Below are 16,017 nucleotides of genomic sequence, written 5' to 3' on the forward strand. Positions count from 1 at the left end.
TCAGCTCGTCTTCGCGGCCGACTTGGACGGAGACGCCGACTTGGAGGCCGACTTCGACGGGGTCGCAGACGGCGAAGCGGACTTCGACGGGGCCTTCGACGGGGCCTTCGAACCCGAGGCGGACTCCGACGGCGCCGGAGCCGCAGCGCCCTCGCCGTTCGCCGCCGACACCGCGCCCACCGTCTCCTTGGCGGCCTGCCCCGCGAGCTTCCCGAGCGTCTCCGCACTCGGCGCCTTGTCACCGGCGAGACCCGCACCGTTGTAGTCGACGGTGACCACGACGTTCTCCACGCGCGTGACGACCGTCTGCTGCTTGAAGGCGCCTTCCTTCTTCTTCAGGTCATAACGCACCAGCGTCGCCGCGTCACCCGTACCGGAAACCGTCTGCGACTTGGTGTTCTTCGCACCGGCCACCGACTGGGCGTCCTGGATCTGCTCCTCGTAGTACTTCTGCGCCTGCGCCTCGCCCGTACCCCGCGAGGCGTCCGACTCGAAGCGGAGGAGCGAGACGTTGAGCCAGCGGAACTGCGAGCCCTTCACACCGTTGTTGTCCAGGCTGCTCCAGGAGCAACTACCGCGCGTACCCGCCTCCGCCGTGCCCTTCTTGCCCGACTTCGCGGCCTCCGGGACAAGCGACTTCAACGTCTTCCCCGACAACACCCCACACGCCTCGGGAAGCGACTTGTACGCCGCCGCCTGCACCGTGGGTGCCGCACTCTCGGACGCCGACACCGTCGCACCGGCGCCCGCGGCCTTGTCACCACCGCTGCCGGAGCCGGAGTCGCCGGAGCCGGAGTCGGAGGAGCAGCCAGAGGCGATCAGCATCACGGGGACTGCGGCCGCGCAGACAAGGACGCGGTGAAGACGCTTCGCTCTCCCCCACTGCCCGAAAGGCGTGGGAGGGACCCCCAGGGCAACCTGGTCACGCTCTGCTCGTCGCTGCATGGTTCCTTCACTCATGACGCTTGTGGTTCCTGCCGTCGGATCTGGTCCGAGGGGCCACGGTACGCGGTGAGGATGCCGTGTAGTCCAGCTTCGAATGCTTCGTGCGCGCGGGTGAGGGGCGTGTGAAGAGACCTCAGCCGGACAGCGACCCGGCCAGCTGCGAGGCCAGTTTCCGGGCGTTGTCCTGCATTTCCTTGCTGTCCGGGGTGACGCCGATCGTCGTCGGCTGCTCCTCGTACTCGATGGTCACGATCACGTTGGACGTGCGGAACGCCACAGTCACCTTGCGCTGCTGAGCCGTCGAACCCGAGTTGCCCAACACGTCGTCCAGGAACGCCTCGTCACCCAGATCGTCCAGAACGCGCGGCTGGAGATCGGACGGAGTGGCCGAGGCCGAGCCGCTCGGACTCGCCGAACCACTCGGAGTTGCCGGGGCGGAGGCCGTCGGATCGACGGCGCCGCTCTCCTCCACGTCCGACACGGCGCTGGACGTCGCCGCCACCGGCAGATCGGCCTTCTCCACGGTCTGCGCGAACAGCTGCTCCGCCTGACTGTCGTCGCTGACCGCGTTGTCGTACGACACCACACGCTCGAAGTCGACCGACAGGTACTCCGTGGCGTCCGTGGCCTCCACCTTCCAACGGCAGCCCACCTTACGGTCCGTGTCGTAGGTGAGCGTGGCCTTGCCCTCGTAGGCCTTGGTGCGCTGATCCTCGTCGGCGATCTGCTGGATACCGGGCAGGAGCGCGTCGAGGGTGCTCTGGCCGACGACCCCACACGCCTCGGGCAGCGTGCGGTACTTGCCGGGCTGCGCGGCGGGGGAGGCGGTGCCGGCGACGTCGGGGTTGGTGTCGTCCGTCGTGCCGTCGCCACCGGAACTGCCGGTGCAGCCGGCCAACAGCGCCGCGAGGAGGGCGGCGACGCCGGGTACGTAGGCCTTCCGCTGCACGGTGGGCTCCTCTCGGAATGTCTCCGACTCGTGGGGAACTCAGTGTCCCCGCAGGTTATTCGCTTGCCGCACGGGGGTGCGCCCCGGAGACAATGTGTATCGCACGCACTGCCGTGAACGCCGGTCCGTCATCCCATTCGTCGACCTTGGCGCCGGTTTTGCGCTTCAAGACTTCTGTTTGCTTTCCGGGGGAATGAGGACGATATGTCGTACGTGGAGATGCCGGGCGCCAAGGTCCCGATCCGTATGTGGACCGACCCGGCGACGGTCGAGGACGTGGCCCTGCAGCAGCTGCGCAACGTCGCGACGCTGCCGTGGATCAAGGGGCTGGCCGTGATGCCGGACGTGCACTACGGCAAGGGTGCGACGGTCGGTTCGGTCATCGCGATGCAGGGTGCGGTGTGCCCGGCGGCGGTGGGCGTGGACATCGGGTGCGGGATGTCGGCGGTGAAGACGTCGCTGACGGCGAACGATCTGCCGGGGGACCTGTCGCGGCTGCGGTCGAAGATCGAGCAGGCCATTCCGGTGGGGCGGGGGATGCATGACAGTCCCGTTGAGCCCGGGCGGTTCCATGGGTTGGCTACCGCGGGTTGGGACGACTTCTGGGGGCGGTTCGATGGGGTTGCCGAAGCGGTCAAGTTCCGTCACGAACGCGCCGGAAAGCAGATGGGAACGCTCGGATCCGGGAATCATTTTGTCGAAGTGTGCACGGATACGACCGGTTCTGTTTGGTTGATGCTGCACTCCGGTTCCCGGAACATCGGCAAGGAGCTGGCTGAGCATCACATCGGCGTGGCCCAGAAGCTTCCGCACAACCAGGGGCTGGTCGACCGCGACCTTGCCGTCTTCATCGCGCAGACGCCGCAGATGGAGGCGTACCGAAACGACCTCTTCTGGGCACAGGAGTACGCCAAGTACAACCGCACGATCATGATGGCGCTCCTCAAGGACGTTGTCCGCAAGGAGTTCAAGAAGGCGAAGCCGGTCTTCGAGCCGGAGATCAGCGCACACCACAACTACGTGGCCGAGGAGCGTTACGACGGCGTGGAGCTGCTCGTGACCCGCAAGGGCGCGATCCGGGCCGGTTCCGGTGAGTACGGCATCATCCCGGGTTCCATGGGCACGGGTTCGTACATCGTGAAGGGCCTCGGCAACGAGAAGGCCTTCAACTCGGCCTCTCACGGCGCCGGTCGGCGCATGAGCCGCAACGCGGCCAAGCGGCGGTTCTCGACGAGGGACCTGGAGGAGCAGACGCGGGGCGTGGAGTGCCGTAAGGACTCCGGCGTCGTGGACGAGATCCCGGGTGCCTACAAGTCGATCGACCAGGTCATCGACCAGCAGCGGGACTTGGTGGAGGTCGTGGCGAAGCTGAAGCAGGTCGTGTGCGTGAAGGGCTAGCGCGTCTGTGGGGCGAGGTGCGCGCCTCGCCCCACAGCACGGGGCGATCGTCTTCGACGTGCAGCCGTAAAGACCGGGTGCGATCAGGAGATCGGCATCCCGTGCGTTGATCTCGAAGGTCAACCGCCCCGCTGCCGGGCTTGTTGAGACAGGTTGCGGCCCGGACGAGGGCCGTCGTGTTGATCGGGGAGGTTCATCCCTGTCGGTGACCGCGCTTACTTCGGGGCGTGCATCACCGCGTAGATCATGACGAAGGCGACGATGTGGATGCCGAAGAGGAAGTAGGCGAGCCACCACCACATCTGGCGTTCGTCGTGCGGGTCCTTCTTGTCCTTCTCGGGCCGGGTCACAGGTCTCTGTGCACCTTTGTGTTGGATGCCTGGGCGCGGGGGCGCAGGACCAGGAGGTCGACGTTGACGTGGCTGGGGCGGGTGACCGCCCAGGTGATGGTGTCGGCCACGTCGTCGGCGGTCAGTGGTTCCGCGACGCCCTGGTAGACCTTCTCCGCCTTCTCCTGGTCGCCGCCGAAGCGGGTCAGGGCGAACTCGTCGGTCTTGACCATGCCGGGCGCGACCTCGATCACGCGGATGGGACGGCCGACGATCTCCAGGCGGAGGGTCTCCGCCAGGACGTGGGCGCCGTGCTTGGCGGCCACATAGCCGCCGCCGCCCTCGTAGGTGCCGTGGCCCGCCGTGGAGGAGACGACGACCACCGTGCCGTCGCCGCTCGCGTCGAGCTTGGGGAGCAGGGCCTGGGTGAGGTTCAGGGTGCCGATGACGTTCGTCTCGTACATCGAGCGCCAGTCGGCGGGATCGCCGGTGGCGACCGGGTCGGCGCCGAGGGCTCCGCCGGCGTTGTTCACGAGCACGCCGACCGTCTTGAAGGCGGAGGCGAACTCGTCGACCGCGGCCCGGTCCGTCACGTCCAGCGGGTAGGCCGTCGCCTGGTGGCCCGCCGCGTTGATCTCCTCCGCCAGCGCCTCGATACGGTCCTTGCGGCGGGCGGTCAGGACCACGCGGTAGCCGGCCGCGGCGAGCTGCCGTGCGGTCGCCGCGCCGATTCCGCTGCTCGCCCCGGTGACGATCGCGATCCGGGACGCGGGGGACGGGGCGGCGGATGCCATGGCTGCTCCTCGGGCGGGCGGGGGTACGGGCTCCCGCCAGGATAGGGCGGTGGTGGTCGGAGGCTCCGGGCGGTCCGTATCGCGGGCCGGTCGGCGGGACGTCAGTCGCCCCGCGGGGCGTACATGATGACCGCCATGCCCACGAGGCAGATCAGGGCGCCCGTGATGTCCCAGCGGTCCGGGCGGTAGCCGTCGGCCGCCATGCCCCACAGGATCGAGCCGGCCACGAAGATGCCGCCGTACGCGGCGAGGATGCGGCCGAAGTGGGCGTCGGGCTGGAAGGTGGCGACGAAACCGTAGGCGCCGAGGGCGAGGATGCCGCCCGTGGTCCACATCCAGCCCCGGTGCTCCCGTACGCCCTGCCAGACCAGCCAGGCTCCGCCGATCTCGAATAGGGCGGCGATGACGAAGAGGGCGGCGGAGCGGGCTACGAGCATGGGGATCAGCCTCGCATGCACTCCTTCTGACGGGTCAGGTCAGTGCCAGTCGCGCCGAGATGGCGGGCCGGCTGGTTGCGGTGCCGGCGGGTCGGAGGGACCAGGTTGGCGGGACTCCGAGGTGGGGGCGTCGGGTGGCACTTGGCCGTGAGGTTCGCTTCGGGAATAGGTCCGCGTGGGGTGTCGTTCTCCGGGTACGCAGTTATAGTTGAACGGTAAACAACCTGGAGGGTGAGCGATCATGCAGTTCGGGATCTTCAGCGTCGGCGATGTCACGCCGGACCCGACGACCGGCCGTACGCCGAGCGAGCGCGAGCGGATCAAGGCCATGGTCGCGATCGCCCTGAAGGCCGAGGAGGTCGGGCTCGATGTCTTCGCGACCGGTGAGCACCACAACCCGCCGTTCGTGCCGTCGTCGCCGACCACCATGCTCGGGTACATCGCCGCGCGGACCGAGAGGCTGATCCTCTCCACCTCGACCACGCTGATCACCACGAACGACCCGGTGAAGATCGCCGAGGACTTCGCGATGCTCCAGCACCTGGCCGACGGCCGGGTCGACCTCATGATGGGCCGCGGGAACACCGGGCCGGTCTACCCCTGGTTCGGCAAGGACATCCGCGAGGGCATCAACCTCGCCATCGAGAACTACGCCCTGCTGCGCCGGCTGTGGCGCGAGGACGTCGTGAACTGGGAGGGCAAGTTCCGGACGCCGTTGCAGGGGTTCACCTCCACGCCCCGGCCGCTGGACGGGGTGGCACCGTTCGTCTGGCACGGGTCCATCCGGTCTCCCGAGATCGCCGAGCAGGCCGCCTACTACGGTGACGGGTTCTTCCACAACAACATCTTCTGGCCCGCCGACCACACCAAGAGGATGGTCGAGCTGTACCGCAGCCGGTACGCCCACTACGGGCACGGGACCCCCGAGCAGGCGATCGTCGGGCTCGGTGGTCAGGTGTTCATGCGGCGCAATTCCCAGGACGCCGTCAAGGAGTTCCGTCCCTACTTCGACGTCGCGCCGGTGTACGGGCACGGGCCCTCGCTTGAGGACTTCACCGAGCAGACCCCGCTGACCGTGGGGTCCCCGGAGCAGGTCATCGAGAAGACGCTGAAGTTCCGCGAGTACGCCGGGGACTACCAGCGCCAGCTGTTCCTCCTCGACCACGCGGGACTGCCCCTGAAGACCGTCCTGGAGCAGCTCGACCTGCTCGGCGAGGAGGTCGTGCCGGTGCTGCGCAAGGAGTTCGCGGCGGGGCGGCCCGCGGACGTCCCGGAGGCTCCCACCCACGCGTCCCTGCTGGCCGCCGGGCAGAACAAGGAGGTCGTCGCATGAAGCTCGTCGTCGTGTCCGCGGGGCTGAGCGTCCCGTCGTCCACCCGTCTGCTGGGAGACCGGCTGGCCGCGGCCGTGGGCCGTGCGGCCGAGGTCGACGTGCAGGTCGTGGAGCTGCGGGAACTCGCCGTGGAGATCGCGCAGAACTTCACGAACGGTTTTCCGGGACGGGCGCTGGCCGCCGCGCAGGAGGCGGTGGCCGGGGCCGACGGGCTGGTCGTGGTGACTCCGGTGTTCTCAGCGTCGTACAGCGGACTGTTCAAGTCGTTCTTCGACGTGCTCGACCCGGAGGCGCTCGCCGGTAAGCCGGTGCTGATCGCGGCGACCGGTGGCTCGGCCCGGCATTCGCTGGTGCTGGAGCATGCGCTGCGGCCGCTCTTCGCCTACCTGAAGGCCGTCGTCGTGCCGACCGGGGTCTACGCCGCGTCGGAGGACTGGGGCGCCGAGGGGCTGGACGGGCGCATCGAGCGGGCGGCCGGGGAACTGGCCTCGCTGATGGCGGGACTGTCGGTCGGGCGCGCGCCGCGTGCCGCCACCGTCGACTCGTTCTCGGCCGTGGTGCCGTTCGAGGAGCAGCTCGCCGCGTTGCGTCCCACGGGGTGAGAGGGCAGTAAGAAGGGCACGGGGTGAGCAGCTCATCACGTCGTACGACTCGGTGGGACGGCACACTGAGGGTGTGCCCCAAAATGTGCTGCTCGCCGAAGACGACCGCGCCATCCGTCACGCCCTGGAGCGCGCCCTGACCCTGGAGGGATACCAGGTCACCGCGGTCGCCGACGGCGTCGAGGCGCTGGCGCAGGCCCACAGGACGCCGCCGGACGTGCTCGTCCTCGACGTGATGATGCCCGGTATCGACGGCCTCCAGGTCTGCCGGGTGCTGCGCGCCGAGGGCGACCGGACGCCGATCCTCATGCTGACGGCGCTCGTGGAGACCCAGGACCGGATCGCCGGCCTGGACGCGGGCGCCGACGACTATGTGGTCAAGCCGTTCGACGTCGAGGAGGTCTTCGCCCGGCTGCGGGCCCTGCTGCGGCGGACCAGCCCGGACGGGATGGCTCCGGTCGACGTCGCTCCCCGGGCCGTGGCGCCCGAACCGCCCGAGGGGCGGATCGAGGCGGCCGGACTGCGCATGGACATCCAGGCACGGCGGGCCTGGCGGGGGCCGCGCGAGCTGGAGCTGACCCGTACCGAGTTCGAGCTGCTCGAACTCCTCGTGCGGAACGCGGGCATCGTGCTTGATCATTCGACGATCTACGATCGCATCTGGGGCTACGACTTCGGGCCCGGCTCCAAGAACCTCGCCGTCTACGTCGGCTATCTGCGCCGCAAGCTCGACGAGCCCGGTGCCCCGCAGCTGATCCACACGGTGCGCGGCGTGGGTTACGTGCTCCGGGAGGACTGAGTGGGGCGGCTGGCTCGGTTGTGGGCCCGGCCGCGGCCCAGGCTGCTGTCCCTGCGGACCACGTTCGCGGTGTCCTTCGCCGCGGTGACGGCCGCGGTGACCGTGCTGGTCGGTGTGCTGTCGTACAGCGCCGCCGCGCGGCTGGTGCGGGTGGACCAGGAGTCCGTGTTCGACCAGGTCGTGCAGGACCTGCGGGACGAGGTCAGCCAGCACCGGATGACACCGGACGACTTCTCGTCCTCGGCGCCCGGGCACGACCTGGTGCGTCCTGCCCGTACGGATGTGCAGGTGCTGGGGCCCACCGGGGCGGTCGCCGACCCCGGGCGGCCCGGGCTGCCCGTGATCTCCGGGGACCGGCGGGTCGCGGCCGCCGGTGGTGCCGGGCGGATGGTCCTGCACAAGGAGGTCTCGGTCGGCAGCGACGTGTACCGGGTCGCCACCGTCTCGCTGGGTGGCGGGCGGGGCGCCGTGCAGGTCGCCCAGGAGTTCAGTGACACCGAGGATCTGTTGCGGGCGCTTCAGCAGCGGACGTTTCTGCTCATGGTGGCGGTCGTGGTGGGCGCCGGGCTGTTCGGGTGGTGGCTGGCCCGGCGGATCACCCGGCGGCTGGTGATCCTCACATCCGCCGCGGAGGATGTGGCCCGGACCCGGCGGCTGGGGATCGAGGTGCCGGTCACCGGTTACGACGAGGTGGGGCGGTTGGGGCGGGCCTTCGACCGGATGCTGGGGCGGCTCGCGCAGTCGGAGGAGGATCAGCGGCGGCTGGTGCAGGACGCGGGGCACGAGCTTCGGACGCCGCTCACGTCGTTGCGTACGAACATCTCGCTGCTGCGGCGGATCGATGAGCTGCCGCCCGCCACGCGCGACGAGCTGGTCGCCGATCTCTCGCAGGAGGCACGGGAGTTGACCGATCTGGTCAACGAGCTGGTCGACCTCGCGGCGGGGCAGGCGGACAACGAGCCGCCGCAGCGGGTGGACCTCGCCGATGTCGCGGAGGATGTGGCGGGGCTGGCCCGGCGGCGGACCGGGCGGGAGGTCGTGGTGCACGCGAGTGGGTCGACGGTGACGGACGGGCGGCCGGGGATGCTGCAGCGGGCTGTGTCGAACCTGGTCGAGAACGCGGCGAAGTTCGACCGGGACGGGACCGCTCCGATCGAGATCTCGGTGTCCGGGTTCACGGTGGCCGGGCCGGTGCGGGTGGAGGTGCTGGACCGGGGGCCGGGGATCGCCGACGCCGATCTTGTGCGGGTGTTCGACCGGTTCTATCGGGCGGCGGACGCGCGGTCGTTGCCGGGGTCGGGGTTGGGGTTGTCGATCGTGCGGGAGGTTGCGCTGTCGCATGGGGGGGCGCCGTTTGCGTTTCCTCGGGAGGGGGGTGGGACGGTGATCGGGTTCACTGTGGGTGGGGATGCGTTCGGCGGTTGAGCGGTGTTTGTCTGCGGGGTCGGTGGGGGCGGGCGTTTTGCGCAGTTCCCCGCGCCCCTGGGTGCCTGCGGCGGCCTGTTTCGGTCCGGTGGGGGCTTGTGTAGCGCGTGCGGTGTGTGGTGGGTCGGGGCCGGGGTGGGGGGTGTCCGTCCTCGGTCCGGCGGTTGCTGTTGCTTTGAGAGGTGCTCGGTAACGGACGCCGGCCGCTGCGGGCGGACACCCCCCACCCCGTCCCCTGCGCGCCGTACGCGGCTACCGGCCCATAGTGGCGCGAGAAGCGGCCAACGGCCCGTCGTGGCACGGGGAGCGGTGAGCGGCCCGTCGTGGCGCGCGAGGTGGGGATCGGTCCGTCGTGGCGGGGGTGACTGCAACTCCCCAGGGGCGCGGGGAACTGCGCGACCAGCCCCCACCGGCCTGCACCCGCCTGACAACCCGACCCGGCACCCCCTTAGGCGCCCTGCTCAAGCCCAGCGCCGCGCAGTGGTGTCGTTTCCAGAGTTGCTCGTGCCGCCTCCAGTGCTGGGTGGGTCTGTTGGGCGACTCGGTGGAAGGTTTCCTGGGCGGGGCGGGCGGGCCAGGCCGGGGGGAGGTGGCGGGCCGGGAGTCTCGGGTCTGTGCGGATGGTTCGGAGCCACTCGCTGACCAGGCGCAGGCGGGTGCCGATCGGGTCGTCGTCGGCGCCGTTGACCAGGTGGGCGCTCCAGCGCTTGTCGAAGGTGACATAGCGGGCGGCGATGGACTCCAGGTCCCAGGTCTCGCGGATCATGCGCTCGATGTCGGTCACTTCCGAGGCCTGGGCGTGGAAGATCTTGACGTGGGCAGTGAGGCCGAGCTCGGTGACCACCGCGGAGACGTCCACGTGGCCGGGGGCGATCCACAGGCCGCTGTACAGGGCGCCGAATCCGGACCAGGTGAGGCGTGAGCGCAGGTCGTGGCGCTGGCGTTTCCAGGAGTCGGGCAGGGAGAAGCCGAGCAGGGTCCAGGAGCCGTCCCAGTCGTCGTTGACGGCGCCCTGCTTCCAGATGCGGGTGCGGCCGTCGACCAGGACACGGGTGGCCTGCGGGGTCAGACCGAAGAACATCTTGCGGCCCTCGCGCTGACGTTGGAGCAGGCCCCGGTTGACCATGCGGGTGAGGGTGGAACGTACGGCCTGTTCACCTACGCCCACGCGGCCCAGGACGTCGATGATGCTGCCCGAGTAGACGCCCAGGTCCCCCTCCTCCAGGACGTGGTTGCCGAAGAAGGTGAGCATGAGCGACTGCGGGCGCGGCTGCGGTCCCTCCGCGGTGTCCAGGATGTCGTCGTCCACGGGGGCAAGGGTACGACCGCCCGCCGACGGTACGGCGGGCGGTCGCGGAAGGTCGTAGGAGGTCACCGGCCGTCGGCGGGGTGCGCGAGGTCGTACGGGCGGAGGTAGGGGGTGGGGCGGTACGAGACGTAGCGGGTGGGGGTGGTGGGGTCGGCCGCGGTGGCGCGGGCGTTGAGGGACGCCGGGTCGGTGCCCTGCCAGCCGCCGGTGGTCAGGCGGTCCTCCAGGGTGTGGAGGGCGGCCAGTTGTTCGGCGGGGCTGAAGGTGCAGTGGCCGGCGTTGTCGACGTATGCCTGGCGGAGGAGGGGGGCGGAGCCGGCGGCCGTCACCGCGCGGCGCAGGGCGCTTTCCGTCTGGACGGGGACCAGGGGGTCGCCGATCGTGTGGACGGAGAGCTGGGGCTTGGCCAGCTTGCCGGTGAAGCTGCTGGTGGAGCTCATCCAGGCGACGGCGGACGGGTCCGCGCTGATGCGCGGGGCGTGGTTGAGGGCGGCGAGGTCCTTGCCAAGGGAGAGGCCCGCCTTCTTGTACAGGGCGGTGACCTCCTTGCTGACGGAGGACTGGGCGAGCAGCCGCGTGTAGTCGACGCCGGTGTTCCAGGACATGTTGCCGCCCGCGCGCACCTCCGCCTCCTGGCGGCGGTTGAAGGCGGCGATCTTCAGCAGGCCCTTGACGGCGTCGTACTGGTTGGCCTGCTGGGTGTCCCAGTCGTTGGTGGTGGGGCGGGTCTGGGTGGGGGCGTTCCAGACCGGGATGTTGTGGAGGGCCGCGGCGAGGGCGATACGGGCCCGGCCCTCGGCCGTGGACTGGGCGGAGTCGACCTTGGCGGTGAGGGTGTTGGCCGCGTCGGTGGCCGCCTGCTGGCTCGGGAGGTTCACCAGGGGGACGTCGGAGCCCAGGAGGGTCTTGAGGGCGAACGCCGGGTCGAGGGTGTTGTTCCAGTTGGCCACTCCCCCTTGGACCAGGCCGCACAGGGAGAGCGAGCCGTCGATGCGGTCCGGGTGGCGTTCGGCGATCGCCGTGGTGACGAGTCCGCCGTACGACCGTCCCCAGGCGAGGGTGCGGGAGGCCTGGCCGAAGCGGGTGGTGAAGACGTCGAGGGTGGCCAGTTGGTCGGGGACCGCGTCGGTGACCGCCCAGCCGGTGGACGCGTACGAGGAGCCGATGAGGGCGTAACCCTGCTGGAGGAGAAGGGGCTTGGTGGCGGCGTCCGGAGCGTCCTGGGCGGGGTTGGCGGGGCCCGCGTTGTAGCCGTGGCTGAACAGGAGGACAGTGCCGTTCCAGTTGGTGGGGACGTCCATCATGTACGTGGCGCCGGAGGGGAGTTGGCCGTCCACGTGGGTGGGGTCGGCGTCGGCCGCCGTGGCCGCGGGTGCGGCGGTCAAGGTGAGCAGAAGCGCCGTCGCGCAGGCGATGCGGGTGCCGTGCCTCATGCGGTGATCTCCTCCGTGCGGGCGGGGGTGGGGAGTTCGGAAGCGGGGTCGGTCAGGGACGTGCGGCTCGTCTCACGGACGAACCACACGGTCAGCGCGGTGATGAGGGAGCCGCCGCACAGCAGGAGCGCGACCGGGGTGCCGTTGCCGCTGCTCGCGACCAGGCTTCCGGCGATCATCGGGGAGAAGCCGGCACCGACCAGGGTGGCGCCCTGGTAGCCGAGCGAGGCGCCGGTGTAGCGGACCTTGGTGCCGAACATCTCGCTGAACAGGGCGCCCAGCGGGCCGTACATCAGCGACTGGGAGATGCCGTGGCCGATGACCACGGCCAGGATCAGGGCCCCCGAGGACTTGGAGTCGACCAGCGCGAGGACGGGGAAGGCGGTGGCGGCGGACAGGAGCGCGCCGGTGAGGACGACCGGGCGGCGGCCGATCCGGTCGGAGAGCGCGGAGGCGCAGGGCAGCACGACCAGGGCGACCGCGGCGGAGACGGTGAGCGCGGTGAGCACCTGCGGGCGGGCATAGCCGACGCCGGTGGCGTACGAGATCAGGTAACTGGTCAGCAGGGACTGCGCGGTGAAGGCGCCGATGCCGACACAGCAGGCCAGCAGCACCGGACGCGGGCGGCGCAGGACGTCGAGGATGGGGAGCCTCGACTCGGCGCGCTCCTTCTTCACGTCGGCGAACAGCGGGCTCTCGACCACCTGGAGGCGGACGAACAGGCCGACGCCGAGCAGCAGCACGCTCAGCAGGAACGGCACGCGCCAGCCCCAGGCGGCGAACTGGTCCTTGGGGAGGGTGGAGACCAGGGCGACCACGGCGGCGGAGATCAGGGAGCCGAGCGGGGCTCCCATCTGGGTGAAGCTCGACCACAGGCCACGGCGGCTCTCGCCCGCGTGCTCCACGACCATCAGGGTCGCGCCGCCCCACTCGCCGCCGATGGCGATGCCCTGGACCACGCGCAGGGTGATCAGCAGGACCGGCGCCCAGACGCCGATGGTGTCGTAGGTGGGCAGCAGGCCGATGAGGAAGCTCGCGCCGCCCATCAGGCCCATGGTGAGCAGCAGCATGTTCTTGCGGCCGAGGCGGTCGCCGAAGTGCCCGAAGACGATGCCGCCGATCGGGCGGGCCACATATCCGGCGGCGAAGGTGCCGAACGCGGCGATCGTGCCCACGGCGGGGTCGGCGCCGGGGAAGAACAGTTCGCCGAAGACCAGGGCGGCGACGGTGCCGTAGACGAGGAAGTCGTAGAACTCGACGGCGGTGCCGAGGAGTCCGGAGAGGGCGACTCGGCGGAGTTGGCGGGTGCGTTCTGATGCGGTGGGGGACGGGGGCATCGCGGGCTCCCTTGGAGCGGGGGAAGGACACCGTGAAATTAGGCTGTCTCGTGACTGTCGTCAATAAAGTGCACAACATTAGATGGAGTGTGACGTGGATCACTGGAACTCGGTGATCCGTATGGGCAGTTGAGTGCGTGACCACAGATATGCGAACCCGGATACGGGCCGGGGATCCGGACACCTTCGCGGAGCTCTACGACCAGTGCGCCCGCTCGGTGTACAACCACGCCTTCCGGCTGACCGCCGACTGGTCCGTCGCCGAGGACGTCATGGCGGCGACGTTCATGGAGGCCTGGCGGCGCCGGACGTCGATCGAGGCCGAAGGGGGCTCGCTGCGGCCCTGGTTGCTCGGCATCGCCACGAACGTCGCCCGGTCCCACTACCGCAGCAACCGCCGCTACCGGGCCGCGGCCGGCGCGGCGGCCGCGGCGGGGGCGGACGAGGTCGCCGACCATGCCGAGGAGACCGCCGGGCGGGTGGACGACCGGCGCCGCATCGCCGCCACACTGACCGCGCTCGGCTCCCTGAAGCGCCCCGAACGCGAGGTCCTGGTGCTGTGTCTGTGGGAGGGGCTGGAGTACGCCGACGCCGCCCGCGCCCTCGGCATCCCCGTCGGCACCGTCCGCTCCCGGCTGTCCCGGGCGCGCGGCAGGCTGCGCAAGCTCGCCGAGGTCGAACTGGCGCGAAAAAGACGGGAACTCATCCCATCGAACCGGCAGATAACAGGTGATCGCGACTACGTGATCCGGTCCGCACAGGAAGGAAACCGATGAACGCCAGCCCCTCCCAGCCGCACCCGGCCGAGTGGACGGAGACCCAGGGTCTTCTGCCCTCCGTGGAGCGGGATCTGCCGGCGGGCCGCCACCAGTTCCACAAGGAGCAGATGATGGTCCAGATCCGCGAAGACCTCCGTACCACCGCTGTCGCCCCCGTACGCCGCAACCCGTTCCTGCGCCGGGCGGTCCTGCTGCCCGCGCTGGCCTGCGCCCTGGCCGGCGCGGTCGTGGGCGGCCTCGCCCTGAGCGGCGGCGGTGACGCGAAGACCTCCCTGGCCACCGGGCCCGCCCTGACGACCCGGATCGGCGCCGCCGACGCCCGGGGCGCCGACCGGCTGCTCGACCACATCTCCCTGGCCGCCGCCGACACCTCCGAAACCACCGTGCGCGACGACCAGTTCCTCTACATCGCGTCCAAGGTCGCCAGCACCTACCCGAAGACGGTCGACGACAAGACCACGGTGGTCAGCGAGAAGCTGCACTCCCGCCAGGTCTGGCAGTCCCCCGACGGCAGGAACGGCTGGCTGATCGAGCCGGGCAACACGAGCGAGGACGGCATCACCCTGGCCGGACCGAACCCGCTCCGCTCGGCCTACCACCGGCTCGCCCAGCTGCCCACCGACCCCAAGGCCCTGCTGCGGAAGATCTACCAGGAGTCGGACGCCAACCGGGACCCCGAAGTCCCCCGCGACCAGGCAGCCTTCGTCGCCATCGGCGACCTGCTGACCGAGAGCTACCCGCCCGCGAACCTCACCGCCGCGCTCTACAAGGCCGCCGGTGAGATCCCCGGCGTCGTCGCGGTGGACGACGCGGTCGACGCGGTGGGGCGCCACGGAGTCGCCATCGCGCGGCTCGACGAGCAGAGCGGGCAGCGCACGGAGTGGATCTTCGACAAGAAGACGTACGCGTTCCTCGGTGAGCGCAGTGTGCAGGTCGAGCCGAGCGAGGAGTTCAAGAAGGGCACCGTGACGTTCACCATCGCCATCACGCAGCGGGCGGTCGTGAACGAGATGAAGGAGGTGCCGGGGCGGGCGGGCTGACGGGTCAGGCCCGCTGCAACTCCGGGGCGGGCCGCTCACCCGAGCCGCGCACGATCAGCCGCGTCGGCACGGTGATGGTCCGGGCCCGGCTGCGGTCGCCGTCGAGGCGGGACAGCGCCGTGGTCGCCGCCGTTCTGCCGATCTCCTCGGGGGCCTGGGCCACGACGGTCAGGGCCGGTTCGAGCGCCTCGGCGAGCGGGACGTCGTCGAAGGAGACGACGGCGACGTCCTTGCGTCGGCTGCGGGCGAGTTCGGCCACTATCCCCAGGGCGACGATGTTGTTGCCCGCGAACAGGGCCGTGGGGGGACCGGCCAGGCCGAGGAGCCGGGAGGTCGCGGCCGAAGCGCCTTGCTGGTCATGGGCGTTGGTGACCAGGGAACGGTCGTACGGAAGGCCGGCCCGCTCAAGGGCGTCGCGGTACCCGGTGAGGCGCTCACGGCGGGTGTAGAGCTTGACCGGCAGGTCGCCGACGAAGCCGATGCGGCGGTGGCCGTGGGCGATCAGGTGGGCGACACCGTCGTGGGCGCCGGTGCGGTTGGAGCTGACGACGCTGTCGGCGGCCAGGCCCGCTCCGGGACGGTCGATGAACACGACGGGCAGCCCCGTGGCGCGGTGGGTCTTGAGGTGGGAGTGGTCGGCGCCGACGGACGGCACGACCAGCAGGATGCTGACGCGGCGGGCCAGGAACTTGTCCGTCAGGGCGCGTTCCCGGTCCGGGTCGTCCGCCGAGGAGCCCATGAGCAGGGTCAGTCCCCGGTCGCGGACCGTGTCCTCGATACTGCGGGCCACCGCTCCGAAGAACGGGTTGCCGAGGTCGGGGACGACCAGACCGATGGTGGTGTCGGGCCCGCCGACGCGGATGTTGCGCGCCATGAGGTTCGGCTGGAAGCCGAGTTTGGCCACGGCGGCGAGCACCTGTTCCCTGGTCTCGGCCGACGCGGGTCCGTCCTCGTTGAGAACGCGGGAGACTGTCTTGGCGCTGACGCCCACTTCGCGGGCGACATCGGCCAGGGTCGGGCGGCGGTTCGCTGCCATGGAGGAAACCGTCTCCTGTGCTCGTCGGTTCCGGCCGCGGCCTCGGCCGGATGCCGTCGAGTGTCGAGTGCT

At 70.3% G+C, this 16,017-nt stretch carries 16 protein-coding genes; 7 read left to right on the forward strand and 9 right to left on the reverse strand.

Translation table 11 applies throughout. The features are described 5' to 3' along the window. Complete coding sequence (locus BFN33_RS26395; protein WP_370743321.1) at positions 1-945, reverse strand: DUF3558 domain-containing protein; 945 nt, start codon at positions 943-945, stop codon at positions 1-3. 133 nt (positions 946-1,078) lie between these two features. Beyond that, positions 1,079-1,894, reverse strand: coding sequence for a hypothetical protein (locus BFN33_RS26400; protein ID WP_069762663.1), 816 nt, complete (start codon positions 1,892-1,894; stop codon positions 1,079-1,081). A gap of 204 nt (positions 1,895-2,098) precedes the next feature. Between BFN33_RS26400 and BFN33_RS26405 the strand changes: the two genes are divergently transcribed. Further along, positions 2,099-3,292, forward strand: coding sequence for an RtcB family protein (locus tag BFN33_RS26405; RefSeq protein ID WP_069762664.1), 1,194 nt, complete (start codon positions 2,099-2,101; stop codon positions 3,290-3,292). A 215-nt stretch (positions 3,293-3,507) separates the two neighbouring features. Here the strand turns inward: BFN33_RS26405 and BFN33_RS54575 are convergent, their stop codons facing one another. From BFN33_RS54575 to BFN33_RS26415, 3 genes are all read right to left on the reverse strand, one after another. Beyond that, complete coding sequence (locus BFN33_RS54575; protein ID WP_256122878.1) at positions 3,508-3,642, reverse strand: hypothetical protein; 135 nt, start codon at positions 3,640-3,642, stop codon at positions 3,508-3,510. After that, entirely contained in the window at positions 3,639-4,415 is a 777-nt protein-coding gene (locus BFN33_RS26410) for an SDR family NAD(P)-dependent oxidoreductase (protein ID WP_069762665.1), read from the reverse strand. The genes BFN33_RS54575 and BFN33_RS26410 overlap by 4 nt, the downstream gene beginning before the upstream one ends. Before the next feature lie 101 nt (positions 4,416-4,516). Beyond that, positions 4,517-4,852 carry a YnfA family protein gene (locus BFN33_RS26415; RefSeq protein ID WP_069762666.1) on the reverse strand — a complete coding sequence of 112 codons (336 nt, stop codon included), beginning with the start codon at positions 4,850-4,852 and terminating at the stop codon, positions 4,517-4,519. 241 nt (positions 4,853-5,093) lie between these two features. On the opposite strand from BFN33_RS26415, the gene BFN33_RS26420 reads away from it, so the two are divergent. The 4 genes from BFN33_RS26420 (at position 5,094) to BFN33_RS26435 (ending at position 9,011) form a co-directional block, all read left to right on the forward strand. Beyond that, positions 5,094-6,185 carry an LLM class flavin-dependent oxidoreductase gene (locus BFN33_RS26420; RefSeq protein WP_069762667.1) on the forward strand — a complete coding sequence of 364 codons (1,092 nt, stop codon included), beginning with the start codon at positions 5,094-5,096 and terminating at the stop codon, positions 6,183-6,185. Continuing rightward, the gene (locus BFN33_RS26425) at positions 6,182-6,787 is read left to right on the forward strand and encodes an FMN reductase (protein ID WP_069762668.1); all 606 of its coding nucleotides are present in this window, start codon (positions 6,182-6,184) and stop codon (positions 6,785-6,787) included. Before BFN33_RS26420 ends, BFN33_RS26425 begins: the two co-directional genes overlap by 4 nt. A gap of 85 nt (positions 6,788-6,872) precedes the next feature. Further along, positions 6,873-7,586 (forward strand): response regulator transcription factor, encoded by a 714-nt coding sequence (locus tag BFN33_RS26430; RefSeq protein WP_069762669.1) that lies wholly within the window; start codon positions 6,873-6,875, stop codon positions 7,584-7,586. Further along, a complete protein-coding gene (locus BFN33_RS26435; RefSeq protein WP_069762670.1) occupies positions 7,587-9,011 on the forward strand; it encodes a HAMP domain-containing sensor histidine kinase in 1,425 nt (474 codons plus the stop codon). It begins immediately after the preceding gene. Positions 9,012-9,459: 448 nt separating this feature from the next. Here BFN33_RS26435 and BFN33_RS26440 read toward each other — a convergent pair whose 3' ends face one another. From BFN33_RS26440 to BFN33_RS26450, 3 genes are all read right to left on the reverse strand, one after another. Then, the gene (locus tag BFN33_RS26440; RefSeq protein ID WP_069762900.1) at positions 9,460-10,320 is read right to left on the reverse strand and encodes a PaaX family transcriptional regulator C-terminal domain-containing protein; all 861 of its coding nucleotides are present in this window, start codon (positions 10,318-10,320) and stop codon (positions 9,460-9,462) included. Between the two features lie 62 nt (positions 10,321-10,382). Further along, complete coding sequence (locus tag BFN33_RS26445) at positions 10,383-11,753, reverse strand: S9 family peptidase (protein WP_069762671.1); 1,371 nt, start codon at positions 11,751-11,753, stop codon at positions 10,383-10,385. After that, on the reverse strand, positions 11,750-13,090 hold the full coding sequence (locus tag BFN33_RS26450) for an MFS transporter (protein ID WP_069762672.1): 1,341 nt from the start codon (positions 13,088-13,090) through the stop codon (positions 11,750-11,752). Before BFN33_RS26450 ends, BFN33_RS26445 begins: the two co-directional genes overlap by 4 nt. A 137-nt stretch (positions 13,091-13,227) precedes the next feature. On the opposite strand from BFN33_RS26450, the gene BFN33_RS26455 reads away from it, so the two are divergent. Then, positions 13,228-13,866, forward strand: coding sequence for an RNA polymerase sigma factor (locus tag BFN33_RS26455; protein ID WP_069762673.1), 639 nt, complete (start codon positions 13,228-13,230; stop codon positions 13,864-13,866). Further along, complete coding sequence (locus BFN33_RS26460; RefSeq protein WP_069762674.1) at positions 13,863-14,909, forward strand: CU044_5270 family protein; 1,047 nt, start codon at positions 13,863-13,865, stop codon at positions 14,907-14,909. The genes BFN33_RS26455 and BFN33_RS26460 overlap by 4 nt, the downstream gene beginning before the upstream one ends. 4 nt (positions 14,910-14,913) lie before the next feature. Here the strand turns inward: BFN33_RS26460 and BFN33_RS26465 are convergent, their stop codons facing one another. After that, positions 14,914-15,945, reverse strand: coding sequence for a LacI family DNA-binding transcriptional regulator (locus tag BFN33_RS26465; RefSeq protein WP_069762675.1), 1,032 nt, complete (start codon positions 15,943-15,945; stop codon positions 14,914-14,916). Between the last annotated feature and the right edge of the window lie 72 nt (positions 15,946-16,017).

Origin of the sequence: Streptomyces sp. LUP47B (genome assembly GCF_001746295.1) — a bacterium.
Taxonomy (GTDB): Bacteria; Actinomycetota; Actinomycetes; order Streptomycetales; family Streptomycetaceae; genus Streptomyces.